This is a genomic window from Exiguobacterium sp. s152, from assembly GCF_018618335.1.
GTDB lineage: Bacteria > Bacillota > Bacilli > Exiguobacteriales > Exiguobacteriaceae > Exiguobacterium > Exiguobacterium chiriqhucha.
Genome location: NZ_JACSLX010000003.1, coordinates 173,360 through 191,279, shown reverse-complemented (window position 1 = coordinate 191,279; position 17,920 = coordinate 173,360). Strand labels below are relative to the sequence as shown.

Below are 17,920 nucleotides of genomic sequence, written 5' to 3'. Positions count from 1 at the left end.
AAGTGATTACAGTACCATGGCGGCAATCAAGCCGAAGATGATGAGCGGGATATTGTAGTGGAGGAACGTCGGCCACACCGTCTCACGCAAGTGATCGTGTTGACCGTCGGCGTTCAAGCCGCTCGTTGGTCCGAGTGTCGAGTCACTCGCCGGGCTACCGGCGTCACCGAGTGCACCGGCCGTCCCGATGATGGCGATTGTCGCCTCGACCGAGAAACCGTATTGGATGCAGAGCGGGACGAAGATGGCTGCGATAATCGGAACCGTCGAGAAACTCGAACCGATGCCGAGCGTGATGACGAGTCCGACGAGGAGCATGACGAGTGCGGCCACGAATTGTGAGTCACCCATAATGCCGCTCGCACCACTGACGAGCGGTTCGATGGCACCGGTCGCGCGAATGACGGCGGCGAAACCGCTCGCTGCGATCATGACGAAACCGATAAAAGCCATCATGCGCATGCCGCTCGTGAAGATGTCATCGGCCTCTGACCAAGGGATGAGGCGAAGCAACGTCAACAAGATGAGTCCTGTGACGGCCGAGGCGATCATCGACTCGGTTTGAAGCTGTACGACGAGCACGACGAGGATGACAGCGGCCGTGAGCCAAATCTTGAGCGGGCTCAACGTCCGGACCTCATAGTCGCTTGGTCCGAGTTGAATCGTCTCATACGAACGCGGCTTCCGATAGTGGAAGAAGGCAGTGATGAGACCGACGAGCATTCCGAGCGCCGGGATGGCCATGATGCTGACGATGTTGACATCACCGACGGTCATGCCGTTCGTTTCCACGTTCGGCAGCAAAATCTCGTTCAAGTAAATGCCACCGAATCCGACCGGGAGTAACATGTACGGGGTGACGAGACCGAATGTGAGAATCGTCGCCACGAGCCGGCGGTCGAGCTTCAACTCGTTAAACAGCACGAGGAGCGGCGGGATGACGATCGGGATGAACGCGATGTGAATCGGTAGCGCGTTTTGTGAACTTATCGCTAGAAGTAATAAGAACGATAGCAATAGCGCCTTGACCCGTGTCACACTTTTGCCAGTGACGTCGCGTCCTGACATGCTGATTAACTTTTCAGCCAGGATGTCTGGGAGTCCAGTTTTTGATAGACCGACGGCGAAGGCGCCGAGCAACGCGTAACTGAGGGCGATTGTCGCACCTCCGCCGAGCCCGTCACTGAAGGCGGTCAACGTCTCATTGAATCCGAGACCTCCGACTAGACCACCGACGACGGCGGCAAGGATGAGTGACAAGACGATGTGCACGCGACTGATCGCGAGCGCGAATAATACGATAACAGCTAATAAGACAGCATTCATCATTTCCAACACCTTTCATTCAAAACTCTTTCTCTTGTTATCACTTTAATATGATAAAGACTTTTGAAATTTAACATACGTGTTTCGGGTTGTCAAATCGATTGTTCAAAAAAAGCGATAACTCCGAAAAGTTATCGCTCGTTCGTCATCCTTCAACGTTATGGTATACCTGGCGCACGTCTTCGAGGTCTTCGAGGACGTCGAGTAATTTTTCAAACTGTTCTTTCGACTCGTCGTCGAGGGTAATCTCGTTTTGGGGCAGCATCGTCAACTCGGCGACTTCAAACGTCTCGATGCCTGCTGCTTTGAAGGCAGTCTGGACGGCATGGAACGCTTCTGGTTCCGCATAGACGATCACCGTCTCATCTTCTTCGATGACATCACGGACGTCGAGGTCGTGCTCCATCATGAGTTCGAGTACATCGTCGGCAGACATGCCGTTGACACCGATGACGGCCGTCGCGTCGAACATGTAAGCGACCGACCCGCTGACACCCATGTTGCCGCCGTTTTTACCGAAAGCGGCGCGGACTTCAGACGCCGTCCGGTTGACGTTGTTCGTGAGCGTGTCGACGATGAGCATCGAGCCGTTCGGTCCGAATCCTTCATAGCGGAGCTCGTCGAAGTTCTCTTCGTCGCCGCCCTTCGCTTTGTCGATAGCACGGTCGATGATTGCGCGCGGGACGTTGTACGTTTTCGCTCGTTCGACGACGAACTTGAGTGCTTGGTTTGATTCTGGATCTGGTTCCCCTTGACGGGCGACTACGTAGATTTCACGGCCGAACTTCGCATAGATGCGACTCGTATTGGCGTCTTTTGACGCCTTTTTCTCTTTAATGTTGTTCCATTTACGACCCATTACATGTCATCTCTCTTTCCATTGTTCGATTGATTCATCCTCGATTATATAAGAAGACGTGGATGTTGACGAGCAAAAATCATCCCTCGCTTTTATCCATCTTCTCGACGATCTCCGTCAACGTCTTCAAACTGTCGATCAGGCGGTCCGTCTCTTCCTCGTTCAGAAACGCGAGACGGTCCTCGAACAGGCGACGGAACGAATCGCGACGCTCGCGGAGGACGAGTTCGCCCTTTTCGGTCAGTTGATTCCAGATGACGCGGCGATCGCGTTCGTCCGGGACGCGGGTGATGTAGCCCTCATCGACGAGCTTCGTGATGAGCGGCGTCACGTTCGGCGGGGCAATCGATAACGTCTCACTGATGTGTCCGTTCGTGACCGCGCCTTCATCTTCAATCAACATGAGGAGATGAAAGTGGGAAAAGTTTAAGTTTGGGATTTGCGGAAGGTCGGAACGACGTAACAACTTCCGGCGAATAAATGGGATCAGTTTCACGAACTGATCGGCTGCGTCTTGTCTCGGCATAATCATGTCACTTCCTAATTAGGTTCTTTCTTCATTATACACGACCGAGCGCAGGGTGGACGACCAATCCTCATCCCGTGACATTTTGCACAGCGCATTCGCCCATCATGGACACAACGTATGTAAGCGTTTTCATATCGCATATACTTTATTTTCATGAAAACGCATTCGATTTTACTGAGCGACATATGAAAAAGCAAGCCCTATCCTCATTCCCCTGAAAAATATTGTGAAAGAGTTCACATTGTTGTCACGCACAAAATGCGAGAAACGTTGTATTCTATGAATGTGAAGGAAAGCACAAACTCTTCTCGAACCAATTGATTGCCCCGTGCTCTCCATCAAGTCAACAGTATAAGCTCTCATTCATGAGGAGGAAACCAACATGGCAGTTAAAGAGAAAGCAGTAGTAGAAACATCAGCAGAACAGATGGTCGACACGCTCGTCACTAGAGCCCACACGGCGCTTGAGACATTGATGACGTTCGACCAAGAGAAAATCGATGCAATCGTTCAAGCGATGGCGCTCGCAGGTCTCGAACAACACGTCGCCCTCGCGAAACATGCATATGAAGAAACCGGTCGCGGTGTGTTTGAAGATAAAATGATCAAAAACATCTTTGCGACAGAATATATTTATAACTCACTCCGTGGCGAGAAGACGGTCGGCGTCATCGAGGACGATGAGCAAAACGGTATCACGTACATCGCGGAACCAGTCGGAGTCGTCGCCGGGGTCACACCGGTCACGAACCCGACATCAACGACGATGTTCAAAGCAATCATCGCCATCAAAACACGTAACCCGATCATCTTCGGTTTCCACCCGTCGGCACAACAGTGTTCAAGTGAAGCGGCACGGATCCTTCGTGACGCAGCCATCGAAGCGGGAGCTCCGGAACACTTGATTCAATGGGTCGAAAAACCGTCACTCGACGCGACGAAAGCGCTCATGAATCACCCAGGTGTTGCCATGGTCCTCGCAACTGGTGGAGCGGCGATGGTCAAATCAGCCTACTCGACTGGTAAACCAGCCCTTGGCGTCGGTCCTGGTAACGTTCCGGCCTACATCGACAAAACAGCAAAAGTGAAACGTGCCATCTCGGACGTCATCTTGTCGAAAACGTTCGATAACGGCATGATCTGTGCATCTGAACAAGCAATTATCGTCGACCAAGAAGTGTATGAAGAAGTGAAAGCGGAAATGACGGCGCTCGGTTGCTACTTCTGCTCACCAGAAGAGAAAGCGAAACTCGAGACACTCGTTATCAAAACAGACTCTTGTGCGGTCAACCCGGAAATCGTCGGGAAGCCGGCAGCCTGGATCGCCGAACGAGCTGGACTCACAGTCCCGGCCGATACAAAAATCTTGATCGCCGAACTCGAGACGGTCGGTGCGACAGAGTTGCTCTCACACGAGAAACTCAGCCCGGTGCTCGGTGCTTATAAAGTCCAATCGCGTGAAGAAGGATTTGCCATCGCAGAGAAGATGCTCGAAATCGGTGGTCTCGGACATACGGCAGCGATCCACTCGACTGACGACGACGCCATCCTCGCCTTCGGACTCCGGATGAAAGCTTGCCGCATCATCGTCAACTCGCCAACGGCACACGGTGGGATTGGTGACCTCTATAACGAAATGACACCATCACTCACACTCGGTTGTGGGTCGTACGGTAAAAACTCCGTCTCTGAGAACGTGACGGCGAAACATCTACTCAACGTGAAAAAGGTGGCGAGACGTCGCGTGAATATGCAGTGGTTTAAAGTCCCTGAAAAGATTTACTTTGAGAAAAACTCAGTCCAGTACCTTCAATCGCTCACATCGAAAAAACGGGCGATGATCGTCACGGATGAAATGATGGTCAAACTCGGATTTGCCGATAAAGTCGTCAAAAACTTGCCTGCTGGCATCGAGTACCGCATCTTCGACCAAGTCGAGCCAGACCCGTCAGTTGAGACGGTCATGCGCGGTGCCGAAGCGATGCGTCACTTCCAACCAGATATGATTATCGCACTCGGCGGTGGATCACCAATGGATGCCGCGAAAGGCATGTGGCTCTTCTACGAACGCCCAGAAGAGAAGTTCTCGAACCTTCGCCAAAAATTCATGGATATCCGCAAGCGGACGTACAAGTTCCCGACGCTCGGTAACAAGTCGATGTTCGTCGCCATCCCGACAACATCAGGCACGGGTTCTGAAGTGACACCCTTCACGGTCATCACGGATAAGAAACGCAACGTCAAATACCCGATCGCTGACTACGCGATCACACCGGACGTCGCCATCGTCGACCCTGAGTTCGTCATGACGGTCCCAGCATCAATCACGGCCGATACAGGAATGGACGTGTTGACACACGCCATCGAAGCGTACGTCTCAGTCATGGCTAACGATTATACAGACGGACTCGCGCTTCGTTCGATGAAGATGATCTTCGATTACCTCCCGAAAGCGTATGAGAACGGAAGTGACGCCGAAGCGCGTCAGAAAGTCCACAACGCATCGACAATGGCTGGTATGGCGTTCGCGAACGCGTTCCTCGGTATCAACCACTCGATCGCACACAAAATCGGTGGCGAGTTCCACGTCCCACACGGACGGACGAACGCGATCCTCATGCCGCACGTCATCCGCTACAATGCGACACGCCCATCGAAACTCGCGGCGTTCCCGAAATATGAGTCATTCATCGCCGACGAGCGTTACGCAGAAATCGCGCGCTACCTCGGACTTCCAGCCAGCACGACTGAGGAAGGCGTCGAGTCACTCATTCAAGCTGTCATCGAGCTCGGTCAGCGCTTGAACATCAAACTCTCGTTCAAAGCCCAAGGCATCAAGAAAGCGGAGCTCGACGCGAAAGTCGACAAGATGGCAGTCGACGCGTTCGAAGACCAATGTACGACGGCCAATCCGAAAATGCCGCTCGTCGAAGAATTGAAAGAGATCATGTACGCTGCATACGAAGGTGTATAAGTCTTGCACCGATCAAAACGGTTTCCCTCATTCAGAGGGAGGCCGTTTTTTGTGAAAAAGAAATATACAATTGTCAGATAACTTAATATAATAGGATAATACAACCATTTATTGATGAGTTTTTTTTCATGGAGATACGCAGATGACAATTATGTACAGCTTACTGTCGGCACTATTTACCGTTTTTCTTTATTTCAATCCGCTCTCATCAACAAGTCCTTATGAGACGGCTGAATATTTTGCGTCACAAGATCGAGATGCAGATAGTTACGATAGTTTTGAGTTTTTGACACATTTGGTACAGAGCTAGAAGTGAGTGCGAAGAGTATCGTCCATTACGTCCAGCGCTCTACTTATTGGACGGACATTTATCTAGGCGACGATTATTTTGAAGGATACTCGAGCATGGCGCTCGAACAGGAGATCGAAGGTGAACTTTTACATATGAACTGGGATGACCCCATCGAACAAGTAGAAGGCAAAGTGATCGTGTTGCCGATGACAGACACTTCTCTCGAAAAGTCGCATACGGCCTATACGTCAGATTATTACGGGGTCATCGATAATGATGAAGCGGGCAACCGTTACTTAGGTAAACTCGCTGAAACAGGGGCAGCCGGTTACGTCATTACACCGCATCCAAATGAACCGGATGAGAGCGGCTTCGTGATTGTTTCCTATACATTACCGATTGGGGGTACCGGAGTCGATGGAGAGGCGGCCAAAGCTTTTCGTGATGGCGAAATGATTGTCATCGAACCGTACCTCGAAGAAATACCGTATATAGAGTATGTACAACAAGGGGAAGGGGATGAAGAAATTGTCATCATGTCTCGCCTTGACGCTTCGTGGAAAGGGGATCATGTCCTATCAAGCGTTAGTGGGTCTTCCGTCCTTTATCATTTATTAGAAAAGAGGGACGGTGTGAAAACCGATGCCACAATCCGCTACGTTTTTTTAAATGGTAGTGGGTTTGGAGAAGAGGCAAGTGATGACTATCTCGCTCAATTGAAAGAGCGTCAACCATCGTTGAAGACGATTCTGCAGTTAGATGCCATGGGAACGGGGGACGACCCACTTTACATTCGAACGATTGGGATGAAACGCCACTCCTTTTTAGAGACAGAACCGTTCGAAGCACTTGATGTGACGATATTAGGCAGTTCAAGTCTGGACAGCTACGGAGAAGCTGACTTACCTCTAGCCGTCCTGAGCGATTCGCGGTTGGCGGTTTATGACTTGCATACTGAATACGATAATCTAGATCGTCTATCCAATGAAGTGATGGAAGAGCAAGTTGAATGGCTGAAGCAGTGGCTGATTACTCAATGAAACGATTTTCCCCGAGACGTTCCTAATAAGAACGTCTTTTCTTTACGGATAAACACTCGTCCTCTCTTAAATACTTCGGTATGATGAAAGGGGAGGCGATACAATGGAACGACAACTGAACGTGACAACGAATTATGGACAACTGGCCGGTACGTGGATGACCCACGGCGAACCCCGTAAGACGGTCGTCCTGCTCAGCGGGAGTGGGCCGAGCGACCGGGACGGCAATCTTGGACCATCCCAATTCGGCACATATAAAAAGTTGGCCGAGGCGCTCTTTGAGATGGGTGTCAACGTCTACCGCTATGATAAACAAGGCATCGGTGAATCGGACGGTGATTTCAATAAAGTCGGGCTGCACGATTTGGTTACAGATGCGATCACCGTCGTCAACGCCATCAAACAGGAGCCGGACGCAGGTGACATGTATGTGCTTGGTCACAGCGAAGGGGCAGTGATCGCCCCGGCGGTCCAGCTCGAGACGAACGCGGCCGGACTGCTTCTTCTTGCCGGATTCAACGATTCCTCGAAGAAGATGTTCTTGCTGCAAGCCGACGCACTCGCAACTGAAGTCGGTTCGGTGAAAGGACTCAAGGGCGTGTTCTATCGATTGACCGGCGTCCCGAAGAAGATTCGCCAGCGCCAAGACGATTTGCTCGAACGGTCGCTGCGGACGAACGTCGCCGCCTTCAAGTACCGCGGCCAAGTCGTGAACGCCAAATGGATTCGCGAGCATGCGTCGTATGACGTCCGCGAGCGACTCGAACATGTGCGGGTCCCGGTGCTCGCCCTGACCGGTGACCGCGATGTCCAAGTCCCGCCGGAGCATGTCCACTCGATTCGGACGAAAGGGGACATCGACAGCCACATCATCCACAACATGAACCACTTGCTCGTCGAACGGACGAGTCCGCACGCGCTCCTCACATTGCATAAGGAATATCGAAACGCCATTGAGGCACCGCTTCATCCCGAACTCATTCGCCGATTGAACGATTGGTTGATGAAACGATAACGAACTGTCAAAAACGGTCACTAAGTGACCGTTTTTTATGTTATAATTGTGAAAACGTAAAAAAATATGAATGTTTTTGAATGTTTATGATTGTTTTTTAAATGAAAACGCTTTATATTAGAGCTACGGAGGGAATATGATGTTAACGAAGCAACGACATCAACTGATTTTGCAACGTCTGTCGGAGCAAAAGATTGTCAAATTGAAAGAATTGGTCGAGTTGACGGCATCGTCGGAGTCGACGATTCGCCGGGATTTGACCGACCTCGAAGCAGAAGGTTATCTCGAACGGGTACACGGCGGCGCAACGCTCGTGGCCCGCTACGAAGAAGAGCCGACGTTCGAGGAGAAACGAGATCAGCACGTCGATGAAAAAGTCGCGATTGCACGGAAGGCCGCGACATTCATCGAAGACGGGATGTCCGTCTATCTCGATGCCGGGACGACGACGCAAGCGATGGTTCCTTTTTTAGATGGAAAAGACGTCATCGTCGTGACGAACAGTTTACCAATCGCCAACGACTTGTTCGACCTCGATATCAAGACGTTCGTGATCGGTGGTGAGTTGAAACGGTCGACACAGGCACTCGTCGGCTATAACGCTCGGGAGAGCATGATGAACTATCGGGTCGACCTCGCTTTTCTTGGCATCAATGGCGTCGACCTAGAGGCCGGGTACACAACCCCAGACCCGGAAGAGGCACTCGTCAAAAAAACAGCAATCGAACTGGCTCGCGAGGCGTACATTTTGGCGGACGATTCAAAATTCGGGAAACGTTCGTTCAGTCGGGTGGCTCCGCTCGAAGCGGCTACACTCGTCACATGGAGCGACTCGACAAGCGTCAGTTCAATTCAATCAATCACAAAGGTGGTGAACGCCCAATGATTTACACGTTAACACTGAACCCCTCAATCGATTATTACGTGACGCTCCCTGAAGTCGTCCTCGGTGAAGTCAACCGGATTCAAGAGACGACGCAGCGGGCCGGAGGAAAAGGCATCAACGTCGCGTTCGTCTTACGTGAATATGACGTCGACACAGTCGCGTTAGGATTCGTCGGCGGCACGACGGGAGACTTCATCAAGAAGGCGCTGACCGACAAGGGCGTCCAAACCGATTTCGTCGAAGTCGATGGTCAGACGCGCATCAACGTCAAGATTCGAGCGCAAGAAGAGACGGAATTGAACGCGAGCGGCCCGGTCATCTCGGACACGGAACTTGAACGGTTGACGCGTCAGTTCGATCACGTTCAACCGGGCGACATCGTCGTCCTCGCCGGAAGCATTCCGGGCAATCTGCCGGATACACTCTACCGCACGCTCGCTGAGACGGTGCGGGCAAACGGTGCCGAGTTCGTCGTCGATACGACGAAGGAAGCGATGCTCGAAGTCCTCTCACTCAATCCGCTCATGATTAAACCGAACCACCATGAACTTGGTGAACTGTTCGATACAGACATCGAGACGTTCGAACAGGCGCTCCCGTATGCGGAGCAGTTGGTCGAACGCGGTGCCCAAAACGTCATCGTCTCATTCGCCGGTGACGGTGCGATGCTCGTCAACAATTCAGGCGCCTATACGGCGAACACACCGAGCGGCAAACTCGTCAACTCGGTAGGAGCAGGCGATTCACTCGTCGCCGGATTCGTCGCCAACATTCTCGACCACGACGCAACCGAAGCGTTCCGCTATGCGGTCACGACCGGCAGCGCGTCTGCATATACGTTCGGGCTGTGCACAAAAGAAGACGTGGACCGCCTGGTCGGCGAAGTCAGCGTCATCCCACTATCTCGATTGGAGGAAACAACATGAACATCACGGACCTTCTTAAAAAGGACACGATTCAACTGAATCTCCGCAGCCGTTCGAAAGCCGAAGTCATCGAAGAACTCGTCGACGTGCTCGACCGCGCCGGCAAACTATCAGACCGTAACGGCTACCGCGACGCCATCCTCGCACGTGAAGCACAAAGCACGACCGGACTCGGTGAAGGGATTGCCATCCCGCACGCGAAGACGAAGGCCGTCAAACAACCGGCCATCGCCTTCGGACGCTCGGAAGGCATCGATTACGAAGCACTCGACGGCCAAAACAGCCGCTTGTTCTTCATGATCGCCGCTGGAGAACACGCCAATAACGAACACTTGGAAACACTCTCGAAATTATCTGTCTTCCTTATGGACCCTGCGTTCCAAGAACGTCTCTATGCAGCCACGTCAGAAGATGACGTCATCCGGGCCATCGAAGAAAAAGAAGCGGCTGAGGCGGCTCCTGTCGCATCGAAACCGGTTCAAGCCGATGCACCTTACATCCTTGCCGTCACGGCTTGTCCAACGGGTATCGCTCACACGTACATGGCGGCCGATAGCTTGAAGCAGAAAGCGGAAGCGATGGGTGTCGATATCAAAGTCGAGACGAACGGTTCGACCGGCGTCAAGAACGAATTGACAGCGGCCGATATCGCGAAAGCGACAGCCATCATCGTCGCGGCCGATAAAGCCGTCGAGATGGATCGTTTCGCCGGTAAACACGTCATTGAAGTCCCGGTCGCCCAAGGGATCCGGAAGCCAGAAGAGTTGATCAACCGGGCTGTGAAACAAGATGGACCGGTCTATCAAGCGACTGGGAAGTTAGGTCAGCAAAAAGAACAGCGCACCGGCATCTACAAGCACTTGATGAGCGGGGTATCTGCGATGCTTCCTCTCGTCGTCGCTGGTGGTCTCTTGATTGCCCTCAGTTTCTTCTGGGGCATCAACTCGGCTAACCCGGATGACCCGTCATACAACGAATTCGCCGCCCAACTCATGACAATCGGTGGCGCAGCGTTCGGCTTCCTCGTCCCGATTCTTGCTGGTTTCATCGCGATGTCGATTGCCGACCGTCCAGGTCTCGCACCAGGTCTCGTCGCCGGGGCACTCGCCAGCCAAGGGAACGCCGGATTCCTCGGTGGACTCATCGCCGGTTTCCTTGCCGGTTATGTCGTCCTCTTCTTGAAGAAAGCGCTCGCGAAATTGCCGGCCACACTTGAAGGAATCAAGCCAGTCCTGTTGTATCCGTTACTCGGCTCATTCATCTCTGGGATGATCATGTTGCTCGTCGTCAACGAACCAATCGCTGCACTCATGACATGGTTGATGGACACACTCAACGGCATGAGCGGAGCGAACGCCATCTTGCTCGGTGTTATCGTTGGTGGAATGATGGCCGTCGATATGGGCGGTCCAATCAACAAGACAGCCTACGTCTTCGGTACAGCGGCACTTACTGCCGGTAACCAAGAAGTCATGGCGGCCGTCATGGCCGGCGGGATGGTGCCACCACTTCTCGTCGCACTCGCATCGACTGTATTCGCCCGTCAAAAGTTCTCGAAACAAGAACGTGAAGCCGGGAAGACAGCGTATATCATGGGAGCCTCGTTCATCACAGAAGCGGCCATTCCGTTCGCAGCGGCCGATCCGATTCGGGTATTGCCGTCAGCGATTCTCGGATCAGCCATCGCTGGTGGATTGTCAGCCTTCTTCGCCATCCAATTGCCAGCGCCGCACGGCGGAATCTTCGTCTTCCCACTCCTTGAAGGAGCCGGAAACGTCGCTATGAGCATGGGTCTTTACGCCCTTGCGATTCTTGCGGGAGCCTTGATTGGAGCATTGCTCTTGTCATTCTTGAAAAAACCATTGACGGACACGCAAGCTACAACAACGCGTAACGTCGCTTGACCAGTACGACCGTAGGATTTCCTACGGTCGTTTTTTGTCAAATGATTGTCAGTCAAATCTGGAAGAAGTCTGATTTCGATTGGGTGATTTGTGGTAAAATACTTGTAAAACTTACGCTAAGGAGGGGGTACGGATGCTCGTACGGAAAGCCGAGCCAAAAGACGCTTACGGGATTGCGCGGGTGAGGGTGAACGGATGGCGCACAACCTATCGGGGAATTGTGCCGACCGACTTTCTCTTGAAGCTCGGTTCGAACGCGATCGAGTGGTCTGAAAAGGTCCGCAGCGCCCTCGCGAAACGAGAAGTCGAAGGGTTTGTCGCCATCGTCGAAGAGGAAATCGTCGGGTTCGTTCTTTACGGGGAAGAACGGACGGGCGAATATCCGGACCATCCGAATGAGATTTATGCGATTTACATTCTAGAGGACCATCAGCGTAACGGGATTGGTTCGCTATTGCTAGAGCGAGCGATTCAAGCGATGTCGAATCACGGGCTCATCATTTGGGCGCTCGAATTGAACCCTTACCGCACGTTCTATGAGCAACGTGATGGGCAGGTCATCGATGCGAAAGAGCGCTTGTTCGGGGAACTTGCCCTCCGTGAAGTCGCCTATGGATGGACAAAAGGGAATCACGACGCCATCGTCGGCGCATAATCGGACACGACTCTACTGTCGTGTCCTTTTTTTAGACTACACACAAAACAAAGGAACAGGCTAGGTGACTATATGAACATCTATAGCATAACCAAATATCATCCTGAAACGAGAGGAAAAATTGACGAGTGGACGGAAATCACGGACATCCTCCGAACGTTTGACGGTGTCGTCTTCACGTTGGAGGAATATCTCCGCGTGGAATCGAATTACGTTGAAGCGATTGAGCGAATCATGGGTTATTTAGGAGTGAAGACATTGACTGTCTCCTACCTTGAACGACGTGATTATGCGTATCGCCCCTCTTCGAAAAGCGCGTTCAATGCGCTTTATCCGATCCGGATGAGAGATCTTCTTAAAAAAGTGAGGCCAGGGAAGGCACTGTCATGAGACCAAATCCCGAACATACTTCGACTCATGTTAAGGAATGCGCTTTACGCTGAGTTAGAGTCTAAAGTGAATGAGTCAGACGAAGAGTATAGGTTCAAAGTGTTCTTTAGATACGACTATATGATGGGCGTCCATTCGGTTATAGATTTATCCCCGCTTCGAGACGAATTGTTGCGGATGGATATGTATCTTGAGAGTTGATTTGGCGAAGGAATTTAAAAGGAAGTTCCGCACGACTGACTGTACTGTAGCATGCGCTAAAGGAGTGATCCAATATGAACCGACGCATCGATACAGCTATGGCTTGGATGGATGCAACGCCAGACCGGATTTACAACGCTTTCCTTGATTCTGCCGAGCTCGTCGAGTGGCTCCCACCGGAAGGTATGTCGGCTCGCGCGACCGTGTTCGAGCCTTGGATTGGCGGCACGTACCAGCTCGTCCTTACGTATGAAGAAACTGATTTCGCCTCCGGTAAAACGACTGACCGGACCGATGTGTCGAAAGGACGCTTTGTTGACCTCGTCCCCGGTCTCAAGATTGTGCAGGTGGGTACATTCGAGTCAGCAGACCCCGCCTTTGCTGGAGAGATGATTCAGACGTGGTATTTAGAGGCACTCGATGGAGGAACACGCGTTACAATTGTTTGTGAGAACGTCCCACCGGTGATTCAGAAACAAGATCACGACACCGGGCTTCGCTCCACGCTCGACAATTTGGCCCGCTATTTGACCAACGACTGAGGCCGTTTGTTCGCTTTATGTGAACAAATGGTCTTTTTGTGTATGAAAAGGGTTTCAATAACGAAAAATAGAAAAAGGTGATGTTTTTTTGTCTAGGGTGTCAACATTCTCCTGCTTTGTCCGATACAAAGGTTAACATAACGAGTTTTCTCGAGAATGGGAGTTGTTTTATGAGACGAAAGCACGACCGCACGATTACCATTAAACAAAAATTGATTACGATGTCGCTGGTGCTATTATTGATTCCTTCTTTATTGATTGGATTTGTCGCCTACAATCAGGCGAAACAGAAAATCACCGAACAAATCATGCAATCGGCCCACGCGGGAGTGGAGCGGATGAATGATGAGATCACCAACCTGATTGAACCGATTCAACGCGATGTCGCGTTCTTTGCCGGACGGATTGATTCGTCCCTCTACGAGTCGGGGGCGGAGAACCTTGACTTGGAAGAGAAGTTTCTCGAGTATTTGGAGACGCATCCGAACGTGACGAATATTTACTACGCCTCGACTGGTGGCGAGATGACGATTTATCCGGCGCAAGAGTTACCGGATGATTATGACCCACGGACACGTCCGTGGTATGAGGCGGCAGAAGCGGCCGGTGGGAGCGTCGTCGTGACGGATCCATATGTCGATGCAGCCTCGAACAAGATGATGATCACTCTGTCGCAGACAGGGACAGATGGTCGCGGGGTGATCGCGGTGGACGTCGACGTCGACGATATCGCAGCCGTCGCGGCAAGCATTCAAATCGGGAAAGAAGGCTACGTGACGATTCTTGATGCGTTGCAACAGTTCGTCACCCATCCGACAATGGCGGCCGGAGAGAAAGGGGAGGGCGAATGGATCGAACCGCTCTATGCAGAAGATGCGGGCCGCTTTGCCTATGAGTTCGAAAATAAAGGCAAGCAGATGGATTTCATGACGAACGAGTTGACTGGTTGGAAGATTGCCGGGACGTTACATGATGAGGAAATCACGGATGAGACGTCCGGAATTCTTTGGACGACCGTTGGGGTCATCGGATTGATGCTCGTCTTGGCAGCGGGACTGCTCTATGTCATCTTACGCTCGATTTTGCGACCATTGAACCGTTTGACGGTCGGGGCTGAACGGATTCAAGCCGGTGATTTGACCGAAGATATCGTCGTCGAGTCGAATGACGAAGTCGGTCGTGTCGCCGCGAGCTTCAACGAGATGACGCGTTCCTTGCGTGCCATCATCCAAAATCTCGATCAATCAATCGGACAAGTCGCCGCCTCGTCACAGGAACTGATGGCGAACTCGGCGCAGAACACGGCTGCCTCGGAACAAATCGCCGGAGCGGTCCAACAGATGGCCGCCGGAGCGGACGACTCGAAACGTCAACTCGACGATAACGCTGTCTCGCTCCAAGCTATCACCGGTGGCATCATGCGTATCGCAGAAAGCTCGACCGACGTGTCTGAGCTGTCCCGCGAGACGGCGCTCGAGGCTGAGAACGGGACGACTGCCGTCACTGAAAACGTGGCCCAGATGCAAGCGATTGACTCATCGGTCGAGACGTTCGGGAAAGTCATTCACTCGCTCGCCGAACGTTCGAACGAGATTGGCAATATCGTCGACGTCATCAACGGCATCGCGACCCAGACGAACTTGCTCGCTTTGAACGCTGCGATTGAAGCGGCACGGGCCGGTGAGAACGGGAAAGGCTTCGCCGTCGTCGCGAGCGAAGTGCGGAAGCTCGCCGAACAATCGCAACAGTCGACGAAACAGATTTCTGAGTTGATTGACAATATCAAACAAGAGACGGAGCGTTCGGTCCAGTTGATGAAAGAAGTGTCGGCCCATACGAAAGCCGGGCTCGAGACGACGGAAAACACGGCCAAGCGTTTCCGAACGATTATGACCCAGACGCAGGCGATGACGCCGCGCATCGAAGACGTGACGGCGACGGTCGAAGAGATTGCCGCCAACGTCGAAGAGGTCTCGGCCGCAGCGACACAAATCGCCCATATCGCCGACGAGAACTCGGTCGCCTCGAAGCAAGTGGCGGCGACGACGGAGGACCAACTCGGTTCGATGGAAGAAATCGCTCAATCCGCGAAGTCACTTGCGGATATGGCCGAAGAATTGCAGGAGCTCGTATCACGCTTCAACGTATAATAAAAAAAGGGATGATGATCTGTTCTAGGCAGATTATCATCCCTTTTTGTTGTTACAAATATGCTTTACTGACTGATGACCGATTGAATGCTCTGATTTGAAAGATAGTCGAAGAACTGTGACTCGGCGGCATCCATGACGCGCTTGATTCGGCAGCCCGATGCAGGTGTTTCCTGGACGAGCATACTGTGTTGTTTGGACGTCGTGTTCGAGCACTCGAACAGTTGTTGACGGCCTTCCATCGCCAGAATGACATCGAGGAAAGAAATGCGTGAAGCTGGGCGTGCGAGTTCGTATCCACCTTTTGCGCCAGGGACTGCATTGACGAGTCCATCTTTGCGTAAGTTGGTCATGATTTTTGACAGATAGCTTTCCGAGACGTTCAACACATCAGCCAATTGTTTGATCCCGGTCGGCCCGGACGGATTGAGGTTTGCCAAATAGGCTAACGCATGAAGGGCGTAGTCCGTACTTTTGGAGAATTGCATGGATCATGCCTCCTTTTTGGCAATAATGATATAGACTGGTTGATTCGCAATCGTCGAATCGGGGTGAACGATTTCAAGGATATTGAATCCGCTCGCCCGCATCGATTGCTCCATCTCGTTGGCAGTGACGCGGGGTCCTCGTGCCGTACTCTGTTTCTCTAATTCGAGGCATAAGAAGCGTCCGCCTGGTTTCAAAGTCCGATAAATTTCCGTGAGGGCGTCGTGCAGCGGAGACACCTCGTGGAGCGAAATCGTGGCGACCGTTTTGTCAATCGTATCGTTATCCAAAGGTAACTTTCGAAAATCTGCGAGGAGGGGAGATACATTCTCATGACCGAGCTTTAGCGCTTTCGTCTCGAGATAATCGAGAATCCCTTGATCGTGATCGGCCGCAAACACCCGTGTGACCAAAGGAGCGAGTGGGAGACTCAAATAACCGGTCCCTGCACCCAAATCGAGAACATGGTCATCAGGTGCGAAAGACAAGAAACTTAATACTTCTTCTGCCGGCATCCGTTGAAGGGAGTCGAGTCGGGCCGCTTTTTTAGTGACTTGCTCATGCATGCATAAACACTCCTTTTATTATAGATATAATGAGTCTGCAATAACTATAATCAATCATCTCAAGTTTGTAAAGGCTAGCCGACTTGACGGAATCGTTTGTCCACAAAAAAAGGATGCGGGGACGCATCCTTTTTCAAAACTATCGTTTGCTCGACACTTGGTTGCGACCGCGGTTCTTGGCGACGTAAAGTGCCTCGTCCGCGTCTTGGAGCGCCTGTTCGACTGTCTTTCCGCCTTCGAGCGAACTGACGCCGAACGAGCACGTGACGCGCGGGACGGGACCGAATGGCTCGGCGTTAATCTTCTGCCGAAGCTTATCCGCGAGCTGGACACCATCGGCGAGCGTCGACTGCGGGGCGACGATTAGAAACTCTTCACCGCCCCAGCGGCCGATTGAGTCCGACTTGCGAATGTTGCGCCTGAGCAGTTGGGCGATCGATCGCAAGACGAGGTCACCGGTCGGGTGGCCAAACGTGTCGTTGACGAGTTTGAAATAATCGATATCGAGCATGATGACGGCGGCGGGTGCCCGGGTATCGACCGTCTCTTGAGCCGTCGTCGATAAGACGTCACCGACTTTCTTTCGGTTATAGAGCTCCGTCAACGGGTCGAGTGACGATAAGTGCTCCATCCGCTCTTCGTAGCGCCGTTGTTCGGTCGCATCCTCTAAAATACCGACACCGCCATCGAGTTGTCCTTCGGCTGAGAAGCTCGGGGACATCGTCGTCCGGATGAAGCGTGGCTGCCGCTCCGGTGCCTTGTACCAGCCCGCCATGCGAATCGTCTCCCCGTTCAAGACGTTCCGGATGGCGCCCAAGAAGTCGAACGAGGAAGAGCTACATCGCTCGAATATTAGATTCGAGGTCGGAAGTATCCCAAGTAAATGGACAAATGATTCATTGTAGCTCACGATTTGGCCGTGCCGATCGAAGGCGAACAGGCCGATTGGAAGCTGGTCCCATGAGGAAGGATCGGGTTTCGTGGTGTGCGTGTCATGATGAGTCCGTTCTTGATCAGCCATTGTATGACATATGCGTGAACGCATACTTCCTCCTTTCCTAACCGTAGCGGTAGTGTAGGACGTTCGTACTGATACTTTATACCCTAAATCGGGAAAGAACTAGCGAGTATTCTTTTAAAAGCTAACAAAATTTAGAATATGACGAGAAACCGTCACAG

16 protein-coding genes are annotated in these 17,920 nt (G+C 52.1%); 10 read left to right on the top strand and 6 right to left on the bottom strand.

Translation table 11 applies throughout. The annotated features are described in order from the left end of the window. Positions 1 to 6: 6 nt before the first annotated feature. The 3 genes from KNP72_RS07740 to KNP72_RS07730 all read right to left on the bottom strand — a co-directional run bounded on the left by KNP72_RS07740 (position 7) and on the right by KNP72_RS07730 (position 2,711). Positions 7 to 1,326, bottom strand: a complete 1,320-nt coding sequence (locus tag KNP72_RS07740; RefSeq protein ID WP_214719677.1) for a Na+/H+ antiporter family protein — start codon at positions 1,324 to 1,326, stop codon at positions 7 to 9. A gap of 145 nt (positions 1,327 to 1,471) precedes the next feature. After that, positions 1,472 to 2,185, bottom strand: coding sequence for a YebC/PmpR family DNA-binding transcriptional regulator (locus KNP72_RS07735; protein WP_138859483.1), 714 nt, complete (start codon positions 2,183 to 2,185; stop codon positions 1,472 to 1,474). Between the two features lie 79 nt (positions 2,186 to 2,264). Next, complete coding sequence (locus tag KNP72_RS07730) at positions 2,265 to 2,711, bottom strand: MarR family winged helix-turn-helix transcriptional regulator (protein ID WP_138859482.1); 447 nt, start codon at positions 2,709 to 2,711, stop codon at positions 2,265 to 2,267. Positions 2,712 to 3,096: 385 nt separating this feature from the next. On the opposite strand from KNP72_RS07730, the gene adhE reads away from it, so the two are divergent. The 10 genes from adhE to KNP72_RS07680 all read left to right on the top strand — a co-directional run bounded on the left by adhE (position 3,097) and on the right by KNP72_RS07680 (position 15,689). Next, complete coding sequence (gene adhE / locus KNP72_RS07725) at positions 3,097 to 5,688, top strand: bifunctional acetaldehyde-CoA/alcohol dehydrogenase (RefSeq protein ID WP_214832739.1); 2,592 nt, start codon at positions 3,097 to 3,099, stop codon at positions 5,686 to 5,688. A gap of 312 nt (positions 5,689 to 6,000) precedes the next feature. Further along, positions 6,001 to 7,020 carry a zinc-binding metallopeptidase family protein gene (locus KNP72_RS07720; protein WP_214832737.1) on the top strand — a complete coding sequence of 340 codons (1,020 nt, stop codon included), beginning with the start codon at positions 6,001 to 6,003 and terminating at the stop codon, positions 7,018 to 7,020. Between the two features lie 103 nt (positions 7,021 to 7,123). Beyond that, positions 7,124 to 8,035, top strand: a complete 912-nt coding sequence (locus KNP72_RS07715) for an alpha/beta hydrolase (RefSeq protein ID WP_214832735.1) — start codon at positions 7,124 to 7,126, stop codon at positions 8,033 to 8,035. A gap of 139 nt (positions 8,036 to 8,174) precedes the next feature. After that, positions 8,175 to 8,921, top strand: coding sequence for a DeoR/GlpR family DNA-binding transcription regulator (locus KNP72_RS07710; RefSeq protein ID WP_029595570.1), 747 nt, complete (start codon positions 8,175 to 8,177; stop codon positions 8,919 to 8,921). Next, positions 8,918 to 9,847: a 1-phosphofructokinase gene (gene pfkB, locus KNP72_RS07705; protein WP_214832733.1), complete on the top strand. Its 930-nt coding sequence runs from the start codon at positions 8,918 to 8,920 to the stop codon at positions 9,845 to 9,847. Before KNP72_RS07710 ends, pfkB begins: the two co-directional genes overlap by 4 nt. Beyond that, on the top strand, positions 9,844 to 11,751 hold the full coding sequence (locus KNP72_RS07700; protein ID WP_214832731.1) for a PTS fructose transporter subunit IIABC: 1,908 nt from the start codon (positions 9,844 to 9,846) through the stop codon (positions 11,749 to 11,751). Before pfkB ends, KNP72_RS07700 begins: the two co-directional genes overlap by 4 nt. A 133-nt stretch (positions 11,752 to 11,884) precedes the next feature. Beyond that, the gene (locus tag KNP72_RS07695) at positions 11,885 to 12,406 is read left to right on the top strand and encodes a GNAT family N-acetyltransferase (RefSeq protein ID WP_214719670.1); all 522 of its coding nucleotides are present in this window, start codon (positions 11,885 to 11,887) and stop codon (positions 12,404 to 12,406) included. Between the two features lie 72 nt (positions 12,407 to 12,478). Further along, a complete protein-coding gene (locus KNP72_RS07690; protein ID WP_214832729.1) occupies positions 12,479 to 12,796 on the top strand; it encodes a hypothetical protein in 318 nt (105 codons plus the stop codon). Positions 12,797 to 13,071: 275 nt separating this feature from the next. Continuing rightward, positions 13,072 to 13,539 (top strand): SRPBCC domain-containing protein, encoded by a 468-nt coding sequence (locus tag KNP72_RS07685; RefSeq protein WP_214719669.1) that lies wholly within the window; start codon positions 13,072 to 13,074, stop codon positions 13,537 to 13,539. A 170-nt stretch (positions 13,540 to 13,709) separates the two neighbouring features. After that, positions 13,710 to 15,689: a methyl-accepting chemotaxis protein gene (locus KNP72_RS07680; RefSeq protein ID WP_214832727.1), complete on the top strand. Its 1,980-nt coding sequence runs from the start codon at positions 13,710 to 13,712 to the stop codon at positions 15,687 to 15,689. Between the two features lie 65 nt (positions 15,690 to 15,754). Here the strand turns inward: KNP72_RS07680 and KNP72_RS07675 are convergent, their stop codons facing one another. The 3 genes from KNP72_RS07675 to KNP72_RS07665 all read right to left on the bottom strand — a co-directional run bounded on the left by KNP72_RS07675 (position 15,755) and on the right by KNP72_RS07665 (position 17,762). Continuing rightward, positions 15,755 to 16,177 carry an RrF2 family transcriptional regulator gene (locus KNP72_RS07675; protein ID WP_214719668.1) on the bottom strand — a complete coding sequence of 141 codons (423 nt, stop codon included), beginning with the start codon at positions 16,175 to 16,177 and terminating at the stop codon, positions 15,755 to 15,757. A 3-nt stretch (positions 16,178 to 16,180) separates the two neighbouring features. After that, entirely contained in the window at positions 16,181 to 16,741 is a 561-nt protein-coding gene (locus KNP72_RS07670) for a class I SAM-dependent methyltransferase (RefSeq protein ID WP_214719667.1), read from the bottom strand. Between the two features lie 139 nt (positions 16,742 to 16,880). Then, positions 16,881 to 17,762: a GGDEF domain-containing protein gene (locus KNP72_RS07665; protein WP_214832725.1), complete on the bottom strand. Its 882-nt coding sequence runs from the start codon at positions 17,760 to 17,762 to the stop codon at positions 16,881 to 16,883. Between the last annotated feature and the right edge of the window lie 158 nt (positions 17,763 to 17,920).